The organism is Herbaspirillum sp. WKF16 (assembly GCF_028993615.1).
In the GTDB taxonomy this organism is placed as follows: domain Bacteria; phylum Pseudomonadota; class Gammaproteobacteria; order Burkholderiales; family Burkholderiaceae_D; genus Herbaspirillum.
The window spans coordinates 4,393,469-4,419,246 of record NZ_CP118632.1; the positions used below are offsets into that span (position 1 = coordinate 4,393,469).

Below are 25,778 nucleotides of genomic sequence, written 5' to 3' on the forward strand. Positions count from 1 at the left end.
ATGCGCGACGCTTCCGGCCTAATTGTCGCTATAGGCCAGCGCAGATATTGACGCAGGTCGTGGCGCGCGCAAATCGGCGGCCGCGACCTGCCTGCACCCGCCTTAGATCCCGCCCATGCAGAGGTACTTGACGACCAGGTAATCGTCCAGCCCGTAATGCGATCCCTCGCGCCCGAGGCCGGACTGCTTGACCCCGCCGAACGGCGCCACTTCGTTGGAGATGAGCCCGGTGTTGATGCCCACCATGCCGGACTCCAGCCCTTCGGCCACGCGCCAGATGCGGCCGATGTCGCGCGAGTAGAAGTAGCTGGCCAGGCCGAACTCGCTGTCGTTGGCCAGCGCCACCGCCTCCTCGTCGGTCTTGAAGCGGAACAGCGGCGCCATCGGGCCGAAGGTTTCCTCGCGCGCCACCCGCATGCCGGGCTTGGCGTCGACCAGCACGGTGGGCTCGAAGAAGGTGCCGCCCAGCGCATGGCGCTTGCCGCCGAGCAGCACGCGCGCGCCCTGGCTGACGGCGTCGGCCAGGTGTTGCTCGACCTTCTTGACGGCATCCTCATTGATCAGGGGTCCCTGGGTCACGCCTTCACCGGTGCCGTCGCCGACCTTGAGCTTCTTCACGGCGGCCACCAGTTTCTCGGCATAGGCGTCGTAGACGCCGTCCTGCACGTAGATGCGGTTGGCGCAAACGCAGGTCTGCCCGGCATTGCGGTATTTGGAGGCGATGGTGCCCTCGACCGCGGCATCCAGGTCGGCATCGTCGAACACGATGAAGGGCGCATTGCCGCCCAGCTCCAGCGACAGCTTCTTGATGGTGGGGGCGGACTGCGCCATCAGCTTGCGGCCGGTCTCGGTGGAGCCGGTGAAGGAGAGCTTGCGCACCAGCGGATTGGCGGTCATCTCGCCGCCGATCTCGGAGGACGAGCCGGTCACCACGCTGAACACGCCTGCCGGCACGCCGGCGCGCTCGGCCAGCACCGCCAGCGCGAGCGCCGAGAACGGCGTGGCGCCGGCCGGCTTCAATACCATGGGACAGCCGGCCGCCAGCGCCGGACCGGCCTTGCGGGTGATCATCGCGGCCGGGAAATTCCATGGCGTGATCGCCGCGCAGACGCCGATCGGTTCCTTGGTGACGACGATGCGGTTAGACGCCAGCGGCGAAGGAATCACATCGCCATAGGCGCGCTTGGCCTCCTCACCGAACCATTCGATGAAGGAAGCGGCGTAGCCGATCTCGCCCTTGGATTCGGCCAGCGGCTTGCCCTGCTCGCTGGTCATGATCAGGGCCAAGTCGTCCGCATTGGCCAGCATCAGCTCGCTCCACTTGCGCAGGATCTTCGCGCGCTCGGCGGCGGTCTTCGCGCGCCAGGCCTTCCATGCAACATTCGCGGCGTCGATCGCCCGCCGGGTCTCGGCCGCGCCCATCTTGGGTACGGAACCGATGAGCTGGCCGTTGGCCGGATTCTTCACGGGGGTGGTCTGGCCGCTGTCGGCGTCCACCCATTTGCCATCTACATAGGCTTGCTGGCGCAACAGCGCCGCATCGTTCAGCTTGATCATGTCTGCTCCCTGGGTTGTGTCGGATTGCGCCGCGCAGGCGGCGCCGGCGCGGGGGACATCTTTTAGTAAGCCGCCCGGGGCCGGAGTTCAGAAACGGCGCGTTGTCCTACGAAAGGATGGCGGCTTTTGCTATGATCGCAACGCTGCATCCGACAAGCAGACGCGCGCCCTGGCGACAAGCAGCACCACAAGCGGCGCCGCATTGCCAAAAACAATCAGGAGACAATCACATGAAGAAGTTCATCGGCGCCGCGCTGCTGGCCGGCCTCGCCCTCGTTTCGCTTTCCCTGCGCCCGGCCATGGCCGACGATGCCGCGCCCTCGCGCCTGGATCAGGTGCAGAAATCAGGCAAGCTGCGCGTGTGCATGACGGGCGACTACAAGCCCTTCACCTATTACCGGCCGGACCAGAGCTTCGAGGGCATGGACGTCGAACTGGCGCAGGCGCTGGCCAAGTCGCTGGGCGTGGAAGCCCAGTTCGTGAAGACCACGTGGAGCAACCTGATGAACGACTTCATCGCCCAGTGCGACATCGCCATGGGCGGCGTCTCGATCACGCTGGAGCGGGCGAAGAAGGCGGCCTTCTCGGACCCGACCATGGTAGACGGCAAGGCGCCCGTGGTGCGCTGCGCCGACAAGGATAAATTCCGCAACTTCGACATGATCGACCAGCCAGGCACGCGCGCCATCGTCAATCCCGGCGGCACCAACGAGCGCTTCGCACGCACCCGCTACAAGCGCGCCACGCTGATGCTGCATCCGGACAACGTGACCATCTTCCAGCAGATCGTCGATGGCCGCGCCGACGTCATGGTGACCGACGCCAGCGAAACCATGTGGCAGGCCAAGCTGCATCCGGAGCTGTGCCCCGTCATGCCGGAACAGCCGCTGCAGTTCGCCGAGAAGGCCTACATGCTGCCGCGCGGCGACGTCGCCTTCAAGGCCTACGTGGACGCCTGGCTGCACCTGGCCAAGGCCACCGGCGAATACCAGCAGGTGTTCGACAAGTGGTTGAAATGACCTGACCGCTTCGGCCGGCGCAAGGCAAACGGCGCCGGCCTGTCTTTCTGCTCCGTCGTCCCGGCGCGGGCCGGGATCCAGCGACGTTTTTCATGCCGCAGTGATCGTTGGGCGATGCCGGCACGACCGGCATGGGCCGGCTCGCGCGGAGCGGTATCCAGGCCCTCCCCCAAAATCTGACTGGCGCTGCCTCAGTCGATCTTGAGCTTCTTCAGTTCCGGCTTCGGATCCGGAAACTTGAGTTTCAGTTTCTGCAGCGTCTCCAGCACCACATTGGCCACAACAAGGTTGCGATGCGGCTTGGAGTTTGCCGGCACGATGTACCAGGGTGCGTGGGCCGTGCTGGTAGCGCGCAATGCGTTCTGGTAGACCTGCTGGTAGCTCTCCCAATATTTTCGCTCCGCGAGGTCCTGCGGATCGAATTTCCAGTGCTTGCTGGGATCGTCGATGCGCGACTGCAGGCGCGCCTTCTGCTCGTCCTTGGAGATGTGCAGGAAGAACTTCAGGATCACCGTGCCGGTCTCGGCCAGCATGCGCTCGAAATCGTTGATCTGGCGGTAGCGGCGCTTGCACTCCCGGTCGTCGATCCAGTCGTGCACGCGGGTGATCAGCACGTCCTCGTAGTGACTGCGGTTGAATACGGCAATCTCGCCCGCCACCGGCACCTGCTGGTGGATGCGCCACAGGTAGTCGTGCGCCAGCTCGACCGCGGTAGGCCCCTTGAAATTGGCGATGCGGATGCCCTGCGGGTTGACGCCGGCGAATACGTCGTTGACGGTGCCGTCCTTGCCGCTGGTGTCCATGCCTTGCAGGATGACAAGCAGCTTGTGCTTGTGACCGGCATAAAGCATCTGCTGCTGCTCGCCGATGAGCGCGGCCAGGCGCTGGATTTCGGCGCGGTCCTGCTCCTTGTCGCCCAGCGACAGCGGCTTTTGCGATGCGCTGGCGTCCTTGATGAGGCTCTTCGGTCCGACGATGAATTGCGGGGCGATCTTTTTTGCCATGTGGTCTCGTTGTATCGTTGTTGATGTTCCTGGCGGCGCGCGATCTCAAAGCACGCCGAGTAAATTCCCCATACGGTGCTCGATCTTGATGCACTTGTCCATGATCACCTTCAAGCCGGCTGCACGCGCCTTGGCCGCGGCCTGCTCATGCTCGATGTCGACCTGCATCCACACGCACTCGGCGCCTATGGCGATGGCCTCGTCGACCACCGGCGGGATATCGGCCGACTTGCGGAAACAGTCGACGATGGAAATGCGCAACCCGTCTGCGGCCAGGGCCGCGTTGGCCTCCTGCAGCGTGGCATGGCAATGCTCGCCGAGGATGGCCTGGCCGGCGTACATGGGATTGACCGCGACGATCCGGTAGCCGGCATCCTGCATGTAGGCGGCAACGTCGTAGCTGGCGCGCTCGGGCCGGTTGGACAAGCCGACCACGGCGATGACCGGCTTGCCGCCGGCGCGGAAGGACAACTGCCGATGCTCACTGGGCGGAGACGCCATCTGCTCTCTCCTGTCTCGTCTATGCCGCCGTCGGCGACAGCCATCATGGAAATGATTTACATCGCGCCAATTGGTTCGATCCGATTGCCGCGCCTCGCATTCACTTTACCCGATCACGGCGATCCGGGCTGAGGGGCATGAGGCGGTTCGCCGGCGGCATTGCCCTGCCCGGCGAGCGCCCATGAAAAAAGGCAGCCTGGGCTGCCTTTCTTGCCTTGCTCTCGCCTGCCGCAAGCGGCCGGCAATACCGGTGAATCAGCGCTTCTGACGCAGCTTCTGGATCGCGGCCAACTGCGCCACGGCTGCGGCCAGTTCGGCCTGGGCAGCGGCGTAGTCGATCTTGGAATCGCGGTTGGCCAGTGCTTCCTCGGCCAGCTTCTTCGCTTCCGCAGCCTTGGCTTCGTCCAGGTCGGCGCCACGGATCGCGGTGTCGGCCAGCACGGTCACGGTGTCCGGCTGAACTTCCAGCAGGCCGCCGGCGACGAAGACGAACTCATCATTGGCCTGGCCCGGCACCTTGATACGGACGGCACCCGGCTTGATGCGCGTGATCAGCGGCGTGTGGCGGGGATAGATACCCAGCTCGCCCGCTTCACCCGGCAACGCGACGAATTCAGCCTCGCCGGAGAAGATTGCCTCTTCCGCCGAGACCACGTCCACGTGAATAGTATGTGCCATGTCGTTTCCTAGTCGATTGACCGCTCCCGGTGAAGGGAGCGGCGCCGAAAATCAATAATTGCTTAGTTGATCTTCTTGGCTTTTTCGATTGCTTCTTCGATCGTGCCGACCATGTAGAACGCTTGTTCCGGCAGGTGATCGAGTTCGCCGCTGGCGATCATCTTGAAGCCCTTGATCGTGTCCTTCAGCGAAACGTACTTGCCGGGCGAACCGGTGAACACTTCGGCGACGTGGAACGGCTGCGACAGGAAACGTTGCATCTTGCGAGCGCGCGCCACCAGCAGCTTGTCTTCCGGAGCCAGTTCGTCCATGCCCAGAATCGCGATGATGTCGCGCAGTTCCTTGTAGCGCTGCAGGGTGCCCTGGACAGCGCGCGCGGTCTCGTAGTGCTCCTGGCCGACCACTTGCGGGTCCAGCTGGCGCGAGGTCGAGTCCAGCGGATCCACGGCAGGGTAGATACCCAGCGATGCGATGTCACGCGACAGAACGACGGTCGAGTCCAAGTGGGCAAAGGTGGTTGCAGGCGACGGGTCGGTCAAGTCATCCGCAGGGACGTACACGGCCTGGATCGAGGTGATCGAACCGGTCTTGGTCGAGGTGATGCGCTCTTGCAGGCGACCCATTTCCTCGGCCAGCGTCGGCTGGTAGCCCACGGCGGAAGGCATACGGCCCAGCAGCGCGGACACTTCGGTACCGGCCAGGGTGTAGCGGTAGATGTTGTCGACGAAGAACAGCACGTCCTTGCCTTCATCGCGGAAGCCTTCGGCGATGGTCAGGCCGGTCAGCGCCACGCGCAGGCGGTTGCCCGGCGGTTCGTTCATCTGGCCGTAGACCATGGCGACCTTGGAGTTGGCCGGGTTTTCCAGGTCAACCACCTTGGCTTCTGCCATTTCGTGATAGAAGTCGTTACCTTCACGGGTACGCTCACCAACACCGGCGAACACGGACAGACCGCTGTGCGCCTTGGCGATGTTGTTGATCAGTTCCATCATGTTCACGGTCTTGCCCACGCCGGCGCCGCCGAACAGGCCGACCTTGCCGCCCTTGGCGAACGGGCACACCAGGTCGATCACCTTGATGCCGGTTTCCAGCAGCTCTTGCGACGGCGACAGTTCGTCGTACGCGGGAGCCTTGCGGTGGATCGATGCGGTTTGCTCGTGCGAGACCGGACCGCATTCGTCGATCGGGTTGCCCAGCACGTCCATGATGCGGCCCAGGGTCGCGGTGCCGACCGGCACCGTGATCGCCTTGCCGGTGTTCGTGATGGTCAGGCCGCGGCGCAGACCGTCCGACGAACCGAGCGCAATGGTACGAACGACGCCGTCGCCCAGCTGTTGCTGGACTTCCAGGGTCAGTTCCGAACCTTCCAATTTCAAGGCATCGTAAACCTTGGGCATCGCATCGCGCGGAAACTCAACGTCCACCACAGCGCCGATACACTGAACGATTTTGCCATCAGCCATTTTCGTTCCTTCAATAGATAAAATTTAAATTCTGTTTCGCATCGCTGCGCTACGTATGAGCAGATCAACCGACAGCGGCGGCGCCGGCGACGATTTCCGAAAGTTCTTTGGTAATCGCTGCCTGGCGGGTCTTGTTGTAGACCAGCTTCAACTCGCCGATCACGCTGCCTGCGTTGTCGCTTGCCGCCTTCATCGCCACCATGCGCGCCGATTGCTCGGACGCCATGTTTTCTGCAACGGCTTGATAGATCAGCGCTTCAACGTAACGCACCAGCAGCTCGTCCACCACGGATTGCACATCGGGCTCGTAGATGTAGTCCCAGGAGTGCGCACCCTCGTCAGCCTTGAGCTTGTCGCTGGTCAGCGGCAGCAGCTGCTGCAGGGTGGCTTCCTGCTTCATCGTGTTGATGAACTTGGTGTACACCAGGTACACCGCATCCAGCTTGCCTTCCTGGTAGGCGTCGAGCAGCACCTTGACGGGGCCGATCAGCTTTTCCAGGTGAGGCGTATCGCCCAATTGCGTCACGTTGGCGGCAACGCGCGCGCCGATACGATTCAGAAAACCCAGACCCTTGTTGCCAATGGCGACGGATTCAAATTCCAGCCCCTTGCCTTCCAGCTCGCGCATCTTCGCGGTCAGCAGGCGCAGCGAGTTGGTATTCATGCCGCCGCACAGACCCTTGTCGGTCGTGACGACGATGAAACCAACCCGCTTGGCCGTATCTTGCTTGACCATGAAGGGGTGCACGTATTCCGGATTGGCTTGCGACAGGTTGGCCGCAATGTTGCGGATCTTGTCGCTGTACGGGCGGGCAGCGTGCATCCGGTCCTGCGCCTTGCGCATTTTGGATGCCGCGACCATTTCCATCGCCTTGGTGATCTTCTTCGTATTTTCTACGCTCTTGATCTTGCCACGTATCTCTTTACCTGTAGCCATGAGTAAGACTCCTTATAGCTTCAGTAAAAATTAGTACGCGCCGGATTTCTTGAAGTCAGCGATGGCGGCTGCCAGTGCTGCTTCAGCATCCTTATCCAGTTGCTTGGTGTCTTCGATCTTCTTCAGCAGGTCAGCGTGGCTGGTCTTCACGAAGTTATGCAGACCGGCTTCGAAGGCCAGGATCTTCTTCACTTCGACGTCGTCCATGTAGCCCTTGTTCACAGCGAACAGGGTCACGGCCATGATCGAGATCGATTGCGGAGCGTACTGCGACTGCTTCAGCAGTTCGGTCACACGTGCGCCACGATCCAGCTGCTTGCGGGTTGCCGCATCCAGATCCGAAGCGAACTGCGCGAAGGCTGCCAGTTCACGGTACTGCGCCAGGTCGGTACGGATACCGCCGGACAGGCCCTTGATGACCTTGGTCTGGGCGGCGCCACCGACGCGCGACACCGAGATACCGGCGTTGATCGCGGGACGGATACCGGCGTTGAACAGCGAGGTTTCCAGGAAGATCTGGCCGTCGGTGATCGAGATCACGTTGGTCGGAACAAAGGCGGACACGTCGCCGGCTTGCGTTTCGATGATCGGCAGCGCGGTCAGCGAACCGGTCTTGCCGGTGACTTCGCCGTTGGTGAACTTCTCGACGTAGTCGGCGTTCACGCGAGCGGCGCGTTCCAGCAGGCGGCTGTGCAGGTAGAACACGTCGCCCGGGTAAGCTTCACGGCCCGGCGGGCGGCGCAGCAGCAGCGAGACCTGGCGGTAGGCCACGGCTTGCTTGGACAGATCGTCATAAACGATCAGGGCGTCCTGGCCGCGATCGCGGAAATATTCGCCCATGGTGCAACCCGAATAAGCCGACACGTATTGCATCGCTGCCGATTCGGAGGCGGTTGCAGCCACGACGATGGTGTATTCCATCGCGCCGTGCTCTTCCAGCGCGCGCACCACGTTCTTGACCGACGAAGCCTTCTGGCCGATCGCGACGTAGATGCAGGTCATGTTCTGACCCTTTTGATTGATGATGGCGTCGATCGCGACTGCGGTCTTGCCGGTCTGGCGGTCGCCGATGATCAGCTCACGCTGGCCACGGCCAACGGGAACCATCGAGTCGATCGACTTCAGGCCGGTTTGCATCGGCTGCGAAACCGATTCACGGGCGATAACGCCCGGAGCGATCTTTTCGATCGGAGCGGTCAGCTTGGCGTTGATCGGACCCTTGCCGTCGATCGGCTGACCCAGCGCGTTGACCACGCGGCCGCGCAGTTCGGGGCCGATAGGCACTTCCAGGATGCGGCCGGTGCACTTGACCACGTCGCCTTCGGAGATGTGTTCGTACTCGCCCAGGATAACGGCGCCGACCGAGTCACGCTCCAGGTTCAGCGCCAGGCCGAAGGTGTTACCCGGGAATTCCAGCATCTCACCTTGCATCACGTCGGACAGACCATGGATACGGCAGATACCGTCGGACACGGAGATCACCGTGCCTTGATTGCGAATCTCAGCGGAATCGCCAAGGCCTTGGATCCGGCTCTTGATCAGCTCGCTGATTTCAGATGCGTTGAGTTGCATACTAACTCCTAAAAATTGTTCTTTCGCTGAGCCAGGCTCGGGCAATTACGCGGCCAGAGCAGCATGCAGCTGCTGCAGTTTCGCGCGCACGGAGGTATCGAACACTTCGTCGCCGACCACGACGCGCACGCCGCCGATCAGGCTGTTGTCCACCGTCACCGAAGGGATCAGCTTGCGGCCGAACTTCTTCTCCAGCGTGGAGACCACATCCTTGACCTGGGCGTCGCTCAGTTCGAACGCGCTGGCGATGTGCGCGTCGGCCGAACCTTCCTGAGCGTTCTTGAGCTCATGGAATTGTTCGGCGATCTGCGGCAACAGCACCAGGCGGCCGTTCTCGACCAGCGTCTTGACGAAATTCTGCGCCTCGACGGAGAGCGGGGTCTTCAAGGCGGCGGCGAACACTTCGGCCAGCTTGGCGTGCGAAACGGAAGGATTGTGCGCGATGGCTTTGAGCTCGGGATGCGCTGCCACCTGGGCCATCTCTGTCACCAGATCGGACCAGGCTGCCAGGCTGCCTGCCTTGGCCACACGGAACAGGGCTTCTGCGTAAGGGCGAGCGATCGTTACGAGTTCGGCCATATTACAGCTCTGTCTTCAGTTGGTTCAGCAGGTCGGCGTGCGCAGCGGCGTTCACTTCGCGCTTCAGGATCTGTTCCGCGCCCTTGACCGCCAGCGTAGCGACATCGCCGCGCAGTTCTTCGCGCGCCTTGTTCACTTGCTGTTCAGCGTCGGCACGGGCAGCGGCGACGATACGGGCGGCCTCGTCGGCAGCCGTCTTCTTCGCTTCTTCGATGATCAGCTGTGCGCGCTTTTCGGCTTCGCCGATGCGCTTCTGGCCTTCATCGCGAGCCGTCGCCAGCTCGCCCTGGATGCGCTTTTCAGCGGCGGCCAGGTCGGCCTTGCCGCGATCGGCCGCAGCCAATCCGTCCGCAATCTTCTTGGCGCGCTCGTCGAGCGCCTTGATCAACGGCGGCCACACGAATTTCATCGTGAAGCCGGCGAGGATGAAGAAGACCACGAACTGCGCAATCAATGTTGCATTTAAGTTCACGGTAATTCCCTTCTCAGAATAACAAGTGCCGGAACCATACGTCCGGCAGGTGAGAGTCGGCTATGAAGCGCGAATTACTTGGCGATGAACGGATTTGCGAATGCGAACAGCATGGCGATACCAACGCCGATCAGGAATGCAGCGTCGATCAGGCCGGCCAGCAGGAACATCTTGGTTTGCAGGGTGTTCATCAGTTCAGGCTGACGTGCGGATGCTTCGAGGTACTTACCGCCCATGATCGCGATACCGATACAAGCGCCGATAGCACCCAGGCCAATGATCAAACCGCAAGCCAAAGCAACGAAAGAGACATCAGTCATGACAATTCCTCAAGAAAAGTTAAGTAAATACAAAAAACCAAAAAACAAACTGAAAAACAGGTACTGCAAGCCTTGTTGTTAGTGCGCTTCGTGCGCCTGGCCCAGGTAAACCAGTGTCAACATCATGAAGATGAATGCTTGGAGCAGCACGATCAGGATGTGGAAAATTGCCCAGATAGAACCAGCGATCACATGGCCGACAAAGCCGAATGCGGTTGCGGTCGATCCCAGCAATGCGATCAGCAGGAACAACAGTTCGCCTGCATACATGTTGCCGAACAGTCGCATGCCCAGGGACACGGTCTTGGCGGCGAATTCGATGATGTTCAACAGCAGGTTGAACGGCGCCATCCAGATGCCGAACGGCGCTGCGAACAGTTCGTGGACGAAGCCGCCTGCGCCCTTGATCTTGACGCTGTAGTACAGCATCAGGGCCAGCACGCCCAGGGCGATGCCCAGGGTGCCGTTCAGGTCGGCGGTCGGGACGATGCGGTGGTGCACTTCACCCATGCCGAACAGGCCCAGGATGCCGGAAGCCAGGTCGACCGGCAGGAAGTCCAGCGAGTTCATCAGGGCGACCCAGACGAACACGGTCAGCGCCACCGGCGCGATGAAGCTGCGGTCGCCGTGCACGATGGCCTTCGATTGGTCTTCGACCATCTCGACCACCATCTCGACGAAGGCCTGGAAGCGGCCCGGCACGCCCGAGGTCGCCTTGCGGGCGGCCAGGAACATGAAGAAGCATGCGATCACGCCACAGAACACGGACCAGAAAACGGTATCCATGTTGATGATGGAGAAATCGACGATCTTGGTTTGGTGATGCGTGGAGAGGTGTCCGAGGTGGTGGACGATGTATTCGGAGGCTGTGGGCGCGTGTTCAGCGGCTTCTACGGTCATGGTCGGTGTCTAAACAGTAAAATGAAATAACTCTTAAGCACCACGATGAAGCTCAGCACAAATGCGAGCCAGTTGACACCGTGGTACAACCAAACGATCACGCCCATGAGCGCGAAGGTCGTAGCAATCTTGATAAATTCCCCGAAGAAAAACGTCATCGGGTTGGTACCACCTGGCTTACGCGCGCTGATGTGAAGTCGCAATGCAAACAGGGCGTTGGGAACCACGCAACAGGCTCCGCCCAACAAGGCAGACCATAGCGCCGGAAGTCCACCCATCATGCCTGCCACCAGTGCAGCGACGACCGTGGTTACGAGCTGCAAAAGGATGATGCGCAGCATAAATATCCAATATCGTGCATGCGCCGCACCTATTACGAGCGTACGGCAGCTTAAAAGCCCGGCGATTATAAAGGTTCGTTTTCGGGTAAGTCAAACCTTTTACAGCCAGATCGCGGCGTTATCTCGGCCATTTGTAGGCGAAATAGGGTAAGTAGGCGGCGACTTCGATTTTGTGCGTTGCAGCACGCGATTTTCGGGAATTCATGCGCCCGGAGAAACGGGACGATTGCCAAAGGCTTTCGCCGGCCGACGCGCGCCCTCCCAGCATGACGGCCGAGGCCTTGCGCGAGGCAATTCAGCCCAAGACCGGTGAAATTCTCGGGCCAAGCCGCAAAATACCATGTCGCCGGACCAAAATCCCCAAGTAATTCAATGATTTATCTGCGGACGGGGAGCGCTCGCAATCGATGACGTAGAAGCAGCCGCCGATATCGCGCGAATACAAGTCATCAGACGACATGACTCGCTTTTGGGGCGGGATGTTGCAACACAGCGTAAACCTTGGCGCAGGCGGCGGCACCGCGTCCGTCGTATCGTAGAACCACGGTATCCCCGGAGCGACGCCCAGCCGCCCCTCCTCCTCAACGACGCCCGCACGCCGACTGGCGACGATCGCCGCAGCCGCTTCGCGGGCCTGCTCACTCATCACATGAGCACTCCACTCGCAAACCATTTTTGCGGCGAAACAGCCTGAATACGGCTGTTTCGAAAGAAAAGTCGACTTCTAGTTAAAGAAATTCGCAATTCATACGTAACCCGCTTTGTAAAAATATGAAAAGAAAAGCACGGCCATTTCGTTTCCCCCGCGAGCCAAAACGTATCGGGTGCTTAACAACAGAAGCTTCGCCAAAAACACGATAAGAGCGCTTTTTCTTCTCAACCCAGGCAGTCCCCCTCGCAAAGAACAGGAATATCCGTGGCCACTTCTACCGGCACCATTTCGACCTCCGCAGGCCCGTTGGATGTTGCAACCCTGGTCAACCAGTTGATCGCGGTTGAAAGCAAGTCGCGCCTGACGCCGCTGGCCAACAAGGCCAACAGCTTCAACGCCCTGATCTCCGCCTACGGCAGCCTCAAGAACGCCCTGACCAGCTACCAGAACGCGCTCAAGGGCCTGAACGTGGCCAGCTTCAGCTCGCAAAAGCCGACCGTCAGCAATGCCGGCACCGGCACCAAGCTCACCACCGATCCGTTTACCGCCGACGTCAACACCGACGAGACCACCAAGGCATTGGCGCAAAAGCTGAAGTCCGCGGGCTACCCCAAGGGCAGCATCTTCAAGGCCGGCGACTCGATCGCCATCAAGGTCGGCGCCGACCAGCCCAAGTTCATTACCTTGAAAGCCGATGCCACGCTGTCCGGCGTGCGCGACGCCATCAATGCCGGCAACGCGGGCGTGACCGCCTCCATCGTCACCGACGGCAGCGGCGATCACCTTGTGCTGGAATCGACCAAGGGCGGCACGGCCAATACCGTCAAGATCACCGCCAACGGCAGCCTGGCCGGCCTCAACTACGATGCCTCCTCCAGCACGCCGGGCACGGTCACCCAGATCCAGGCGCCGCGCGATGCGACCAAGGCCGCTTCCGGCAAATACTCCATCGCGGTGTCGCAGCTGGCACAGTCGCACAAGGTGACATCGGCCGGCATCGCGCCGGGCACGACGTTTGAAAACGGCATTCTCGCGATCAAGACCGGCAACGGATCGACCGCCATCATCCAGCCCAAGAGCAACACGCTGGCCGGCGTGCGCGATGCGATCAACGCCAGCGACGCCGGCGTGACGGCATCGATCGTCAGCGACGGCACCAACAATCACCTGGTCATCACCGCCAAGGACAGCGGTTCGGCCAACAGCCTGCGCATCAGCGGCACCGGCAACTATGCGATGTTCGGCTTCGATCCCAGCGGACAGGTCATGACGCCGCCCGTGGCCCCCGGCGAGGTCTTCGCCACGGGCAACGTCAGCCTGCAGGTGGGCGCCAAGACCATCAGCCTCACCCCTGCCGGCACCGCGCTGAGCGACGTGATGCAGGCGATCAACGGCGCCAACGCCGGCGTGACGGCCACCATCGCCACCGAGAACGGCAAGGAGCGCCTGGTGCTGAAGCCGGCCGGCACCGAGCCGGTGGCCCTGACCGGCTCCGGCGACTACACGCCGCTGACGGCCAGCGGCATGGGCCAGCTGACCAAGGCGCAGGACGCCAAGCTCACCATCGACGGCGTGGCCGTCACCAGCGCCAGCAACAAGGTCAGCGACGCCATCTCGGGCGTCACGCTCAACCTGAGCAAGGTCACCACCGCCGATGACAATTTCTCGCTGTCGATCAGCAACGACACCGCCGGCGTCACCACCGCCGCCACCACTTTCGTCTCGGCCTACAACACCCTGGCCAAGGCGATCGCTTCGCTGACCAAGCAGACGCCCTCGACCACCAAGGGCGAATCCAACAGCAACTCGCCGCTGGGATCGGAGTCGGCGGTGAAGAACGTCATGACGCAGTTGCGCGGCGCGCTGATGAGTTCGATGGGCGACACCGGCGGCGCAAGCTCGTTGTCGCGCGTGGGCATTTCGTTCCAGAAAGACGGCACGCTGGCGTTGGACGCCGCGAAGCTGAGCGAAGCCACCAGCAAGAACTTCGACGGCGTCGCCAAGCTGTTCGGCGGCGCCGATGGCGTGGTGCCCAAACTGCAGACGCTGCTGGGCAACATGCTCGGCGACAGTGGCATCGTGGCCAGCAAGACCAAGGGGCTGCAAGATAGCCTCAAGGCCAACACCGCCCTGCAGACCGCGGCCAACTCGCGGCTGCAGACGCTCAAGGACAGCTACACCAACCAATTCAACCGGCTCAACGTCACGCTGGCGACGATGCAATCGCGCCAGAGCTATCTCACGCAGCAGCTCTCCAGGCTGAGCGGCAGCAAGTAAGCCTGCGGCCTGAGCGGCAACGCAAACGAGGCACGCCCGACGACCGGGCGCGCCCTTGTTGTTCGCCCGCCGCACCCGGCCGGACAACCGTCGGGATTAAGAAGATGACACGTCGGAATTGATATCGCGCAAAGCAATGGGCAGCCAAAGGCTGCATCATCTTTCCCTATCGGAACAGATTGCAATTATTGCAATAACTACGTTGTTCCACTTTGTAGGGCCGGAAGGTGCGGTCAGGGCAGGTGCAGGGGGCGGTAACAAGGCGGCCGAAAGCATCATCGTCACGGTGATGCGTACGCACGGCGAGGTAGGGGAAAACGGTTGAAGCTTGCGCAAGGCGCTGAACTGCAAGGCCTTTGGCGCGGCTGGCGGGGATCGAACCCACGACCCTTGGCTTCGGAGGCCAATACTCTATCCACTGAGCTACAGCCGCATATAGGACAAATCGGGCCGAAACCCGAAGAGGCCTGAAGGATACCGGTTTTCCCTCAGGCCGTCCATGCCGCAGGGCGTTTTTCCGTGTCAAACGGAAAGCATTGTGACTATAATCAAGAGTTCGGCGAGAGAGCGCAATGAAAGCCCTGCCTGATCCTAGTTCCACGCAATGCCAGGCGATACAAAGGGAACCGACGTTTTCCGCCCCAATTTCGAGGACACATTACGGAGGGACGCCAATGAGCTCAGCTCATCAAGAACACGAGTCGGCAATCAGGACTCCCAAGCAGTTGATCGCAGCAGTCGTAGCAGGTTTTCTGGTTCCCATCGTATGCATCGTGCTCCTGGTCCAGTACGTGACCAACGGCCAGAAGACCGGCGCCGGATCCGACAGCCAAACGCCCGAGATGATCGCCGCGCGCATCAAGCCGGTGGCAGACGACGGCTTCACCTTCCGTGACGCCAACACTCCCAAGCAACTCCAGTCCGGCGAAGAGATCTTCAAGTCGACCTGTGCCGCCTGCCACGCCGCAGGCGTCGCCGGCGCCCCCAAGGTGGGCGACGAGGCCGCCTGGAAGGCGCGTATCGCCGAAGGCTACGACACGCTGGTGTCGCACGCCATCAACGGCCTGCGCGCCATGCCGGCCAAGGGCGGCAACCCGGACCTGGACGACGTCGAGATCCAGCGCACCGTGGTCTACATGGCCAACCAGTCCGGCGCCAAGTTCAAGGAGCCTGAAGTGAAGGCGCCGGCAGCGGCTCCGGCCGAGGGCGACGCGCCCGCAGCGGCCCCCGCCAAGTAATCTCCATCACCCATGAAAAAGCCCCGACCGAGTCGGGGCTTTTTCTTTTCCGCATCCTGTTCTGCGATGCGATCAATAACGCGGCGGCGGGGGCGGCGGATATGCGCCCGGCGCGTAACCGGCAGGCGGTTGCTGCTGGGGCGCCTGCTGCGGCTCGGCCACGAAGATTTCCACGCGGCGATTCTTGGCGCGGTTGGCCTCCGAGGTGTTGGGCGCCAGCGGCTCGTGCGAACCGCGGCCCAGGATGGAGAAGCGACCGGCGGCAACGCCGCGCGTGGCAAGGTAGTCGCGCGTGCGGGCGGCGCGCTGCGTCGACAGCGGGTCGTTGATGGCGTCGCTGCCGGTGTTGTCGGTATGGCCCACGATCGTCACATTGGTGGCGGGGTTCTCCGCCAGCGTGGCGGCGAAGCGATCGAGCACCGGACGCAGGTCGGGCTTGATGTCGGCGCGGCCGGTGTCGAAGGAAATGTCGCTGGGAATTTCAAGCTTCAGGCGATTGTCGGCGGTCTGCGTGACCTGCACGCCGGTGCCCTGGGTGGCCTGCTCCATCGCGCGTTTCTGGTTCTCCATGCGGTTGGACCAGATGTTGCCGGCGACCGCGCCGATCGCGCCGCCGATGGCAGCGCCGCCCAGCGCGCGGCCGCCACCGCCGCCGCCCGTGGCGGCGCCGAGGATGCCGCCGATACCCGCGCCGATACCGGCGCCGGTCGCCGTGCCGCGTTGCGTCTGGTTCATGTCGGCGCAACCGGAGATGGCCAGCACGCCGACGATGGCCGCTATCGATAATGTCTTCATGGGATGTCCTTTCTTGCCTTCTCAGCGTTGTTGTACGGACCTTGCGGCCGGTCTGGTTCAGAGCGGGCCGGCGTCAATATGTTCCACCGCCGAGGTGGGGATTTCTGTAACACCAAACGACAAGGGCACCCGGCGAACCGGATGCCCTTGTCGTTTGGCATGCGCCGATGCCGGCAACGCCGCGCCGTTACTCCTGCAACGGCCCCGGCATTTCCGGCGGACCGGCCTCCTCGCCGCCAGCCTCATGGCGCTGGCTGAAGAAATACGCCAGGCCGCCGACGGCGGCGATGATGCCGCCATACAGCATGGGCTTGCGCAGCCAGCGGCGCGACAGCAGGGACGCGCCGGTCATCAGCAGCGGCGTGACCGATTGCAGGTTGATGCCGGAGAGGCCGCCGCCGGCCAGCGACTTGATCGATTGAACCGTCTTGCCGCCGCCGACAAAGGAGGCGGCAAAGTGGCCCACCCGGCTCAAGGCGCCCTTGGCCAGCGATTCGGGGCTGAGGTTTTCACGCACCACCTGGCGCGCTTCCATCACGCCCAGACGGTACAGGGCACCCTGCGCCAGCACCTTGCGCTTGCGCTCCTCGTGCGTCATGCCGTCGTGCGGATCTGTTTGCATGGATGTCCCCGGTAATGCGCTCATAGCAAGGCGTCGCGGTCCTTGCGCAGCTCGGCCATGGTGGTGGGCAACGACAGCTTGCCCTGCGTGAGCACCGAACGCGCGTAGAACACCAGGCCGACCGTGGCCAAGCTGAAGATGAACCCCAGCAACGCCAGGATCTTCCAACCCCAGGCATCCCAGGCCAGCATCACGATCAGCACCGACCAGAACGCGAGGGCGAACCAAAGCGCGACCGCGGCCAACACGAAGATGACGGCGAAGCGGATCAGGTTGACGCCTATCTCCGACATCTCCAGCGACGCCAGTTCGATACGGCTGATGATGAGGCCGAGCAGGTTCTTGGCCAGCCCCAACAGTCCGGCAGTGAGCCCCGGATTGGGAGGCTGGGCCGGCTGTCCCTCCTTGTGCGGGGTCGCCATGGATGCGCCGCTTACTTGCTGCGGCCGATGACCAGGCCCACCAGCAGGCCCAGGCCTGCAGAGATGGCCACGGCGCGCCACGGATTTTCGTGCACGTAGTCATCGGTCTTGGCGGCGACTTCCTTGCCCTTTTCAATGGCGGCGGCCTGGGCGCCCTGGGCGGCTTCGGCGGCGGCTTCCAGCAGGGTCAGGCCCTTGGCGCGCAGCTCGTCGGCCTTGTCGCCGGTAGCGGCGGCGGCCTCGGCGAACAGCGCCTGGGCGTCCTTGACGAGCGTCTTCATGTCGTTCCTGACGGTCTTGAGAGCGGCGGATTGGGTCATTCGATTCTCCTTTTTATCCCGGTTGGCGAAAAAGACAAGCATGTCGGCGCGGCGCGCTGGTCAGCTGCGCCGCACCGATCGATTCTACAGAGGCCTGCATCCGGCAGGTAGCGGAAACGGAGCGACCTTGCGATAGCGCAAACCAGTTCGATGGCGCGCCCCCACAATAGTTTCCGTCAATTCAAGCGCGGCGGCGTGGCGTTTGCGAACGTTCAGAAACGCGTCTCGCGCGCGGCGCGCAAGAAACTGTCGAGAATGGGCGTGCAGTCGAGCAATTCGGCGCTGCCGGCGCGGTGGAACTCGGGATGCCACTGCAGGCCCATGACGAACGGCGCCTTGCGGTAGCGAATCGCCTCCACGATCTGGTCAGGCCCGGAAACCGCCTCCACCGACAGGTCGCGCCCGACGTCGCGCACCGCCTGGTGGTGAATGGAGTTGACCACGGCGTTCTCGGTCTTCACCAGCGACGCCAGCGACGACCCCTGCGGGAACTGCAGCGTGTGATAGTTGCTGTCGTACTGGTCGTTGACGTGCGAGATCGCCGCGGGAACGTCGGTGGCGATGTCCTGGTACAGGGTGCCGCCGAAGGCCACGTTGATCAGCTGGCAGCCGCGGCAGATGCCCAGCACCGGCTTGCCCGCCTCGATGAATTCATGCAGCAGTTCCAGCTCGTACATGTCGCGCACGCGGTCGCCGCTCCACTCGGGGCGGGTCGCGGCCTGCGCGTAGCTTTGCGGCGAGACGTCGGCGCCGCCCTGGAGCACCAGGCCGTCGAGGTTCTTGGCGTAGTCGCGCAGGCGGATGTTGCTGGGGTGCACCAGGCCGTTGGTGTTGACGGTCGGGATCATGAACACCAGCACGTCGCGCGACATCACCCATTGCGCGATCGACTCCTCAAGATACTGCAGCGTCTTGCTGCGCAGGCCCTTGGCGCCGGATTCGGGGTGGAAGATGCGGGCCGACACGCCGATCTTGAGCGTGCGCTGCATGACGCGGCGTCCCGCCTTGTCGGACAGCGCGCGCAGGCGCGCGGCCAGGAACTGCCAGGTCTGCGCCCATGGCGCGTCGCCCGCGTGATGCGGGGGCGGCGGCAGGGGCGCGTGCGCAGCCGGCTGGTGCTGCGCGGCCTGCGCCGCAGGCTCGGCGCCCGGACCGGGCTGCACGCCTTGCGGCGCCGGTGCCGCCGGGGATGCGGGCTGGGCTGGAGAATGGGCAGGGGCGACGGCGTCTGCGGCCGCGGCGGGAACACTGGCGCTGCCGGGCTTGGCCGGGATGGGTTCCTTGGGCAGGTTGGCTTCGGAATCTTGGATGTCGGACATGGCTGCAATAAAGACGGAATGTGAATAAACTGCGGCGAGTGTCAACGCTGCGGCTCCCCCGCGCCGAGGGAGCGACGGGAGCCTTGGGGTCGGCTGAGTATAAGCGCATTACCCGGCTTTTGATACCCGCAGGAAAATTCAGGGAAACGGGCGCCAGCGCGAAAACGCGTCGCGCCCGGCTTGCTTCGTACAAGCGGCGGCAGACGCTTTCGTGGCAAACTCCCTTCCCTTTAATGAGCAGACAGCGGATCGCCTTCGCATGTTCCGGCGATTTTCGGCAAACGGGAGACGCTTGCCTTGCCCTGCGCCACGACAACCGGCCCACCGCCAGCCACGACGACACCGATGCCCAAGGTACTCATCCTCTACGCCCATCCCGCCGCCGAGCTCTCGCGCACCAACCGCCTGATGATCGAGGCCGCCGCCAAGTTGCCCGGCGTGACGGTCAACGACCTCTACGAGCGCTATCCGGATTTCATCATCGACGTCGCCCACGAGCAGCGCTTGCTGGAGCAAGCCGACCTGGTGGTGATGCAGCATCCCATCCACTGGTACAGCATGCCGGCGCTGCAAAAGGAGTGGGTAGACCTGGTGCTGGCGCGCGGCTGGGCCTTCGGCCACGACGGCGACGCGCTGCACGGCAAGGGTTTCTGGCTGGTCGCCTCCACCGGCGGGGAGGAGCAGGCTTATGCGCCGGGCGGACGTCACGGCCATCCCTTCGCCGACTTCCTGCCGCCCTATCAGCAGACCGCGCGCCTGTGCGGCATGCGCTGGATGGAACCGCTGATCCTGCACGGCGCCCACCACCTGCCGCCGGTGGATTTCCAGCGCCACGTCGAGCACTATCTCGAACGCCTGGAACGCTACCCGAACTGGGAATGAGCCACACGCTTCCCACCGATACCGACAAGACAAAGACGCCATCATGGATGAACAACTGCTCATAGCCCTGGTCTACCTGCTCGCCGCGGTCGCCGCCGTGCCTATCGCCAAACGCCTGGGACTGGGCGCGGTGCTGGGCTACCTGCTGGCCGGCATCGTCATCGGCCCGTGGGGACTGGGCCTGATCACCGAGGTCAAGCACATCCTCGAATTCTCGGAGTTCGGCGTCGTGCTGCTGCTGTTCCTGATCGGACTGGAACTCGACCCCAAGCGCCTGTGGGCGCTGCGCCGCTCCATCTTCGGCTGGGGCAGCGCGCAGGTGGCGGCCGTTACCGCGGCCCTGCTGGTGGCCGCGCTGCTGGCGGGCGTACCGTGGCGCATCGCGCTCATCGCCGCGCTCGGCATGTCGCTCTCGTCCACCGCGATCGCGCTGGCCACGCTGGGCGAACGCAAGCTGACCACCACCCCGGCCGGGGCGGCCGGCTTCTCCATCCTGCTGTTCCAGGACATCGCCGCGATCCCGATGATGGCCGCCGTGCCGCTGCTGGGCGTGGCCGCCAGCCAGGGCAGCGGCCAGGGCTGGCTGCACGCCGGCCAGGTGGTGCTGGTGATCGCGCTGCTGATCTTCGGCGGCCGCGTGCTGATGCGCCCCGTCCTGCGCATCATCGCCAAGACCGACATGCGCGAGATCTTCACCGCCTTCGCACTGCTGCTGGTGATCGCCACCTGCCTCTTGATGCAGTCGGTGGGCATGTCGATGGCGCTGGGGACCTTCCTGGCCGGCGTGCTGCTGGCCGACTCCGAATACCGCCACGCGCTGGAAAGCGACCTCGAACCCTTCAAGGGCCTGCTGCTGGGCCTGTTCTTCATCGCCGTGGGCATGTCGGTGGACTTCGGCGTGTTCCTTGCCCAGCCCTGGCGCATCCTCGGCCTGGTGGCCGCCTTCCTGGCCATCAAGTCCTTCATGATGTGGTTGTTGGGACGCTGCTTCGGCATCCCGCGCGGCCAGCAATTGTTCTTCGCCTTCCTGCTCTCGCAGGGCGGGGAATTCGCCTTCATCGTGTTCGGCGCGGCGGTCAGCGCCAAGGTGCTCACGCCTGAGGTTTCTTCGATCCTGGTGGTGGTGGTGGCGCTGTCGATGCTGATCACGCCGCTGCTGTTGCTGCTGCACGATCGCCTGCTGGTGCGCTGGCTGGAAGGCGGCAAGCGCCGCCCGGAAGACAAGATCGAGCCGCAGGACCATCCGGTCATCATCGCCGGCTTCGGCCGCTTCGGCCAGATCGTCGGCCGCCTGCTGATGGCCAACGGCATCGGCGCCACCGTGCTGGACCATGACCCGGACCAGATCGATTTCCTGCGCAAGTTCGGCTTCAAGGTGTTCTACGGCGACGCCACCCGCATCGACCTGCTGCGCACCGCCGGCGCCGACAAGGCCCGCGTGCTGGTGATCGCCATCGACGACGCCCAGGCCGCGCTGGGAATGGTGGACAAGGTGAAGGAGGAGTTTCCGCATCTGCAGATCGCCGCCCGCGCGCGCAACGTCACGCATTACTACGACCTGCTGGACCGCGGCGTCACGGTGCTCGAACGCGAAACCTTCGAAAGCGCGCTGCAGATGGGCCGCCAGGTGCTGCAGCAGCTGGACTTCGGCGCCTACCGCGCGCGCCAGGCGGCGATGAAGTTCCGCGCGCACAACCTCAAGACCCTGTTCGAACTTTACCCGCACTACAAGGACCAGCAGCAGATGGTCTCGATGGCGGTGCAGGCGCGCGAAGAGCTGCAGGCCATGTTCGCCGGCGACCGCGCCGCCATGGAGCGCGAACACACACACGATCACTGGCGCGGCGAACCGGCCCCGCACGACAAGCCGCCGGCCGGCCAGGGTTAAGGACGCTCCGCGCAATAAAAAAGGCCGGACATGCTTGCGCATGCCCGGCCACTCCCTCACTGCTACCACGCACTACTCACTACTCACTACTCACTACTCACTGCTCTCACTGCCGCTACGCCCCCACGGGTTACTGCCGCTACCGGTACTACCCACTGCAAAAACCGTCATCGCGCCGGCCTCAGTTCAGCGTCAGCGGCACGAAGATCTTCTCGTCGCCGCGCTCCACCAGCAGCGCCACGCTCTTGCCGGCCTGGCTGGCCAGCTTGCGCAACTGCTCGGCGGACGACACCGGCGTGCCGTTCAGCGCCAGGATCACGTCGCCGCTCTGGATCCCGGCCAGCGCGGCCGGGCCGTTGACGTCTTCCACCAGCAAGCCGTTCTGCCCGCCCAGCTGCTTTTGCTCGTCCTTGTCCAGCGGGCGCACCGCCAGGCCAAGGCGACCGGGGTTTTCAGCCTTGTTGGCCGGGGCGTCGTTCTTGGCCTGCTTCATCTCGCCGACCTTCACGCTGATGGTGCGGACCTTGCCGCCACGCATCACCTCCAGCGGCTGCGAGGTGCCGGGCGCGGTGTCGGCCACCAGCGTAGGCAAGTCCACCGAATGATCGATCGCATGGCCGTTGAAGCTCAGGATCACATCGCCCGGCTGCAGGCCAGCCTTCTCGGCCGGGCTGCCCTTCTCCACCGACGACACCAGCGCGCCTTGCGCATTCTTGAGGCCGAAGGATTCCGACAAGGTCTGGTTCAGGTCCTGCACCGACACGCCCAGGCGGCCGCGGGTGACCTTGCCGTGCTGCGCCAGCTGCTGCTCGACCTTCATGGCCACATCGATCGGGATGGCGAAGGACAAGCCCTGGTAGCCGCCGGTCTGGCTGTAGATCTGCGAATTGATGCCGATCACCTCGCCCTTCAGGTTGAACAGCGGGCCGCCCGAGTTGCCGGGGTTGACCGCCACATCGGTCTGCAGGAATGGCACGTAGTTGTCGTCCGGCAGGCTGCGCGACTTGGCGCTGACGATGCCGGCGGTGGCGGTGTTGTCGAAGCCGTAGGGCGAACCGATGGCCAGCACCGGCTCGCCGACCTTGACCCGGGAAGGGTCGCCGATCTGCACCGTGGGCAGGTTCCTGGCCTCGATGCGGATCACCGCGATATCGCTCTGCTTGTCCACGCCCAGCACCTTGGCCTTGAACTCGCGGCGGTCGGTCAGCTTGACCACCACCTCCTGCGCGCCGTCGACCACGTGGGCATTGGTCAGGATCAGGCCGTCGGGCGAAATGATGAAACCGGAACCCAGGCCGTGCATCACGCGCGGCTGGCGCGGCATCTGCAGCTGCGGGCCGAAGCGCTTGAAGAACTGCGCCATCGGGTCGTCGGAATCGGCGTCGTCATCGTCGTCGGCCACCTTCTTGACCTTGCCGGTGACGCTGATGTTCACCACGGCGGGACCGGCGCGCTGCACGATGCCCGAGAAGTCGGTCGCCGCCGCGATGACCGGTCCGGCCGGCGCCACCGGCGCGGTGTTGGAGGCGACCAGCGGGGCGTTGACCGTGGCCGCGTGCGCGGACGGCAGGTCGGCGCCGCGGAAGTAGACATAACTGCCGCCGACCACCGCGGCGATCATCACGGCCAGGGTATTGCGAACGAAGACGATGCGACGGCTCATCATGCACTCCTTTTCTTCTGAGAGAAATATCGGTGGCAAAGCGGCCGGCCGGGCCTGGGAGGCCGTGGCTGCTCTGCCGTTGGAGTGAAGATTAAGACGCGAAAATTAAGACAGACTTAAGGCAAAAAACAGCGTCGCGATGGGGCGCCGGCCTTGCCGGCTCTCAGGCTTGCAGCGGGAAGACCACCTTCGCCTGCAAGCCGCGACCGGTGTTCTTCAATTCCACCGGCACCCGATGCAGGTCGGCCACCTGGCGCACGATGGCCAGGCCCAGCCCGCTGCCGAAGGCGGCGCGCCCGGCGTTCTGCTCCTGCGGGCGGCGCGCCCGGTAGAAGCGGTCGAACACGCGCGGCATCTCGCTCTCGGCGATGCCGGGGCCGCTGTCCTGGATCAGCACCGCGCATCGTCCCGCCTCCGACGTATCGAAGGACACGTCCACCACGCCGCCGGCGGGCGTGTAGCGCAAGGCGTTGTCGACCAGGTTGTTGAACAGGATGCGCAGGGCGTCGGGATTGCCCCGCACCTGCAACGGCCGCTCCTGCGCCTCGCCCGACAAGCCGAGGTCGATGCCGCCGTGCTCCGCCACCGAGGACAGGTCGCTCACCACGCCGCCCAGCAGCGCGCGCAGGTCGACCGCCGTGAAGCTCATGGCGTCGGGTTCCTGGCGCGCCAGCGTGAGCAGCTGGTGCACCAGGTGGGTGGCGCGCTCCAGTCCGTTCTTGAGATCGGCGAAGGCGGCGCGGCGCTCCTCCTCGTCGACGGCGCGTTCGGCCAGTTGCGCCTGCAGGCGCAAGGCGGTCAACGGCGTGCGCAATTCGTGCGCGGCGTCGGCCACAAAGGCGCGCTGCGCTTCGGTGGAATGCTTCAGGCGCGCCAGCAGGTCGTTCAGGGCATGGGTCAGCGGTTGGATTTCCTGCGGCATGCCCACTTCGGCCAGCGGCTGCAGCGAGTTCATGTCGCGCGCGGCGACCTCGGCGGCGGCGCGGCGCACCGGCGCCAGGCCCCGGCTCACCGCCAGCCAGGCCAGGATACCGATGAGCGGGAACAGCAGCAGCATCGGCGCCACCGTCTTGACCGCCATCTGGGCGGCGATCTCGTCGCGCGCGCTTTGCGGCTGCGCCACCTGCACCACGGTGCTGCCGATCTGCGCGCTGTAGACGCGCCACATGCCGTTGGGCCCGCGCACATTGGCGAAGCCCAGCTCGGCCTGGCGCGGCATGGCGCTGCGCGCGTGCGAGTGGTAGATGACGGTGCCGCGGCTGTCCCAGATCTGCATCATGATCTCGTCTTCCAGCTCGGGCAGTTGCTGACCGGGCGAGATCGGCGAGAAGGCCTGGCGCGGCAGCGAGGCCGCGATCTGGCGCATCTGGTAATCGAAGATCTGGTTGGCTTCGCCGCGCGCCTGGAAATACAGGCCGGCGCCGGCGATCAGGATGATGGAAAACAGGCCCAGGCCCAGCCACAGCAGCAGCTTGTTGCGCACCGAATTCATGCCGGCACCAGGTAGCCGACGCCGCGCACGTTCTTGATGAAGTCGCTGCCGACCTTCTTGCGCAGGGCGTGGATGTGGACCTCGACGGCGTTGCTCTCGATGCTGTCGTCCCAGCCGTAGAGTTTCTCTTCCAGCTGGGCGCGCGAGAGCACCACGCCGGGGCGATCCATGAACGCATGCAGCAGCGTGAACTCGCGCGCCGACAGGCTGACCGGGGCGCCGGCCACGGTGACTTCATGGGTGGCCGGATTCAAGACCACCTCGCGCACCTGCACCAGGCTGTCGGCGCGCCCGGACTGGCGGCGCAGCAGCGCGCGCATGCGCGCCGAGAGCTCTTCCAGGTCGAAGGGCTTGATCAGGTAATCGTCGGCGCCGGCATCCAGCCCGGCCACGCGATCGGCCACGGCGTCGCGCGCGGTGGTGATGAGCACCGGGATGGCGTTGCCGCGTTCGCGCATGGTGCGCAGCACCGCCAGGCCATCCTTCTGCGGCAGGCCGAGGTCGAGCAGCAGCATGGCGTAGTCCTCGTTGCGCAGCGCGGCGTCGGCCGACTTGCCGTCCTGCACCCAGTCGATGGCGAATCCGTCCTGGCGCAGGCCCTTGCGCACCGCCTCGCCCACCATGGGATCGTCTTCGACCAGCAATACGCGCATATACGCTCCGTTCTAAAGGATCTTGGCCAGCGCGAACACCACCGCCGAGAGCAGGATGGTGGATGCGAACGGCAGCGAGAACTGGCGCCCGAACAGGCGGAAGCGCAGGTCGCCCGGCAGCCGGCCTATGCCCAGTTTCTCCAGCCAGGGCAGCAGCGAGGAGAACACGATCACGGCCAGAAAGATGACGATCACCCAACGTATCATGCTTC

27 protein-coding genes and 1 tRNA gene are annotated in these 25,778 nt (G+C 63.9%); 5 read left to right on the plus strand and 23 right to left on the minus strand.

What is annotated here, in order from left to right; all coding sequences use genetic code 11:
• Nucleotides 1–102: 102 nt before the first annotated feature.
• Nucleotides 103–1,557, minus strand: coding sequence for an NADP-dependent succinate-semialdehyde dehydrogenase (gene gabD / locus Herbaro_RS19860; RefSeq protein ID WP_275011323.1), 1,455 nt, complete (start codon nucleotides 1,555–1,557; stop codon nucleotides 103–105).
• Between the two features lie 230 nt (nucleotides 1,558–1,787).
• On the opposite strand from gabD, the gene Herbaro_RS19865 reads away from it, so the two are divergent.
• Complete coding sequence (locus tag Herbaro_RS19865) at nucleotides 1,788–2,576, plus strand: transporter substrate-binding domain-containing protein (RefSeq protein ID WP_275011324.1); 789 nt, start codon at nucleotides 1,788–1,790, stop codon at nucleotides 2,574–2,576.
• 191 nt (nucleotides 2,577–2,767) lie between these two features.
• Here the strand turns inward: Herbaro_RS19865 and Herbaro_RS19870 are convergent, their stop codons facing one another.
• The 12 genes from Herbaro_RS19870 to Herbaro_RS19925 form a co-directional block, all read right to left on the minus strand.
• The gene (locus Herbaro_RS19870; RefSeq protein WP_275011325.1) at nucleotides 2,768–3,580 is read right to left on the minus strand and encodes a polyphosphate kinase 2 family protein; all 813 of its coding nucleotides are present in this window, start codon (nucleotides 3,578–3,580) and stop codon (nucleotides 2,768–2,770) included.
• 45 nt (nucleotides 3,581–3,625) lie between these two features.
• Nucleotides 3,626–4,081, minus strand: coding sequence for a CoA-binding protein (locus tag Herbaro_RS19875; RefSeq protein ID WP_275011326.1), 456 nt, complete (start codon nucleotides 4,079–4,081; stop codon nucleotides 3,626–3,628).
• 255 nt (nucleotides 4,082–4,336) lie between these two features.
• The gene (locus Herbaro_RS19880; protein ID WP_275011327.1) at nucleotides 4,337–4,759 is read right to left on the minus strand and encodes a F0F1 ATP synthase subunit epsilon; all 423 of its coding nucleotides are present in this window, start codon (nucleotides 4,757–4,759) and stop codon (nucleotides 4,337–4,339) included.
• Nucleotides 4,760–4,821: 62 nt separating this feature from the next.
• Entirely contained in the window at nucleotides 4,822–6,222 is a 1,401-nt protein-coding gene (gene atpD / locus Herbaro_RS19885) for a F0F1 ATP synthase subunit beta (protein WP_275011328.1), read from the minus strand.
• 64 nt (nucleotides 6,223–6,286) lie between these two features.
• Nucleotides 6,287–7,159, minus strand: a complete 873-nt coding sequence (atpG, locus tag Herbaro_RS19890; RefSeq protein ID WP_275011329.1) for a F0F1 ATP synthase subunit gamma — start codon at nucleotides 7,157–7,159, stop codon at nucleotides 6,287–6,289.
• A 30-nt stretch (nucleotides 7,160–7,189) separates the two neighbouring features.
• Entirely contained in the window at nucleotides 7,190–8,731 is a 1,542-nt protein-coding gene (gene atpA / locus Herbaro_RS19895) for a F0F1 ATP synthase subunit alpha (protein ID WP_275011330.1), read from the minus strand.
• A 45-nt stretch (nucleotides 8,732–8,776) separates the two neighbouring features.
• Complete coding sequence (locus Herbaro_RS19900) at nucleotides 8,777–9,310, minus strand: F0F1 ATP synthase subunit delta (protein ID WP_275011331.1); 534 nt, start codon at nucleotides 9,308–9,310, stop codon at nucleotides 8,777–8,779.
• 1 nt (nucleotide 9,311) lies between these two features.
• Entirely contained in the window at nucleotides 9,312–9,782 is a 471-nt protein-coding gene (locus tag Herbaro_RS19905) for a F0F1 ATP synthase subunit B (protein WP_275011332.1), read from the minus strand.
• A 74-nt stretch (nucleotides 9,783–9,856) separates the two neighbouring features.
• A complete protein-coding gene (gene atpE, locus Herbaro_RS19910) occupies nucleotides 9,857–10,102 on the minus strand; it encodes a F0F1 ATP synthase subunit C (RefSeq protein WP_006461334.1) in 246 nt (81 codons plus the stop codon).
• A gap of 78 nt (nucleotides 10,103–10,180) precedes the next feature.
• Nucleotides 10,181–11,002 carry a F0F1 ATP synthase subunit A gene (gene atpB, locus Herbaro_RS19915; protein ID WP_275011333.1) on the minus strand — a complete coding sequence of 274 codons (822 nt, stop codon included), beginning with the start codon at nucleotides 11,000–11,002 and terminating at the stop codon, nucleotides 10,181–10,183.
• Entirely contained in the window at nucleotides 10,999–11,343 is a 345-nt protein-coding gene (locus Herbaro_RS19920) for an ATP synthase subunit I (RefSeq protein WP_275011334.1), read from the minus strand. Before Herbaro_RS19920 ends, atpB begins: the two co-directional genes overlap by 4 nt.
• Nucleotides 11,344–11,638: 295 nt before the next feature.
• Nucleotides 11,639–11,989, minus strand: a complete 351-nt coding sequence (locus Herbaro_RS19925) for a hypothetical protein (protein ID WP_275011335.1) — start codon at nucleotides 11,987–11,989, stop codon at nucleotides 11,639–11,641.
• A 270-nt stretch (nucleotides 11,990–12,259) separates the two neighbouring features.
• Here Herbaro_RS19925 and fliD point away from each other — a divergent pair, with 270 nt between their 5' ends.
• A complete protein-coding gene (gene fliD / locus Herbaro_RS19930; protein WP_275011336.1) occupies nucleotides 12,260–14,272 on the plus strand; it encodes a flagellar filament capping protein FliD in 2,013 nt (670 codons plus the stop codon).
• A gap of 357 nt (nucleotides 14,273–14,629) precedes the next feature.
• Here fliD and Herbaro_RS19935 read toward each other — a convergent pair.
• Nucleotides 14,630–14,705 (minus strand) — tRNA-Arg (locus Herbaro_RS19935).
• A gap of 241 nt (nucleotides 14,706–14,946) precedes the next feature.
• Here Herbaro_RS19935 and Herbaro_RS19940 point away from each other — a divergent pair.
• Nucleotides 14,947–15,510: a c-type cytochrome gene (locus Herbaro_RS19940; RefSeq protein ID WP_275011337.1), complete on the plus strand. Its 564-nt coding sequence runs from the start codon at nucleotides 14,947–14,949 to the stop codon at nucleotides 15,508–15,510.
• 72 nt (nucleotides 15,511–15,582) lie between these two features.
• On the opposite strand, the gene Herbaro_RS19945 is transcribed toward Herbaro_RS19940, so the two are convergent.
• From Herbaro_RS19945 to Herbaro_RS19965, 5 genes are all read right to left on the minus strand, one after another.
• Nucleotides 15,583–16,305 (minus strand): YiaD family glycine zipper/OmpA-like lipoprotein, encoded by a 723-nt coding sequence (locus Herbaro_RS19945; RefSeq protein ID WP_275011338.1) that lies wholly within the window; start codon nucleotides 16,303–16,305, stop codon nucleotides 15,583–15,585.
• A gap of 187 nt (nucleotides 16,306–16,492) precedes the next feature.
• Nucleotides 16,493–16,927 (minus strand): hypothetical protein, encoded by a 435-nt coding sequence (locus Herbaro_RS19950; RefSeq protein ID WP_275011339.1) that lies wholly within the window; start codon nucleotides 16,925–16,927, stop codon nucleotides 16,493–16,495.
• A gap of 20 nt (nucleotides 16,928–16,947) precedes the next feature.
• Nucleotides 16,948–17,349, minus strand: a complete 402-nt coding sequence (locus Herbaro_RS19955; protein ID WP_275011340.1) for a phage holin family protein — start codon at nucleotides 17,347–17,349, stop codon at nucleotides 16,948–16,950.
• Between the two features lie 11 nt (nucleotides 17,350–17,360).
• Nucleotides 17,361–17,669 carry an ElaB/YgaM/YqjD family protein gene (locus tag Herbaro_RS19960; protein WP_275011341.1) on the minus strand — a complete coding sequence of 103 codons (309 nt, stop codon included), beginning with the start codon at nucleotides 17,667–17,669 and terminating at the stop codon, nucleotides 17,361–17,363.
• 212 nt (nucleotides 17,670–17,881) lie between these two features.
• Entirely contained in the window at nucleotides 17,882–18,988 is a 1,107-nt protein-coding gene (locus Herbaro_RS19965) for a gamma-glutamyl-gamma-aminobutyrate hydrolase family protein (RefSeq protein WP_275011342.1), read from the minus strand.
• Nucleotides 18,989–19,333: 345 nt separating this feature from the next.
• Here Herbaro_RS19965 and kefF point away from each other — a divergent pair, with 345 nt between their 5' ends.
• Entirely contained in the window at nucleotides 19,334–19,870 is a 537-nt protein-coding gene (gene kefF / locus Herbaro_RS19970) for a glutathione-regulated potassium-efflux system oxidoreductase KefF (RefSeq protein WP_275011343.1), read from the plus strand.
• A gap of 43 nt (nucleotides 19,871–19,913) precedes the next feature.
• Nucleotides 19,914–21,758 (plus strand): glutathione-regulated potassium-efflux system protein KefC, encoded by a 1,845-nt coding sequence (gene kefC / locus Herbaro_RS19975; protein WP_275011344.1) that lies wholly within the window; start codon nucleotides 19,914–19,916, stop codon nucleotides 21,756–21,758.
• A gap of 181 nt (nucleotides 21,759–21,939) precedes the next feature.
• Here kefC and Herbaro_RS19980 read toward each other — a convergent pair whose 3' ends face one another.
• The 4 genes from Herbaro_RS19980 to Herbaro_RS19995 form a co-directional block, all read right to left on the minus strand.
• A complete protein-coding gene (locus Herbaro_RS19980) occupies nucleotides 21,940–23,421 on the minus strand; it encodes a DegQ family serine endoprotease (protein WP_275011345.1) in 1,482 nt (493 codons plus the stop codon).
• A gap of 163 nt (nucleotides 23,422–23,584) precedes the next feature.
• On the minus strand, nucleotides 23,585–24,913 hold the full coding sequence (locus Herbaro_RS19985; RefSeq protein ID WP_275011346.1) for an ATP-binding protein: 1,329 nt from the start codon (nucleotides 24,911–24,913) through the stop codon (nucleotides 23,585–23,587).
• Nucleotides 24,910–25,566 carry a response regulator gene (locus Herbaro_RS19990; protein ID WP_275011347.1) on the minus strand — a complete coding sequence of 219 codons (657 nt, stop codon included), beginning with the start codon at nucleotides 25,564–25,566 and terminating at the stop codon, nucleotides 24,910–24,912. The genes Herbaro_RS19985 and Herbaro_RS19990 overlap by 4 nt, the downstream gene beginning before the upstream one ends.
• 12 nt (nucleotides 25,567–25,578) lie before the next feature.
• Nucleotides 25,579–25,773, minus strand: coding sequence for a DUF2905 domain-containing protein (locus Herbaro_RS19995; RefSeq protein WP_275011348.1), 195 nt, complete (start codon nucleotides 25,771–25,773; stop codon nucleotides 25,579–25,581).
• Nucleotides 25,774–25,778: the final 5 nt, after the last annotated feature.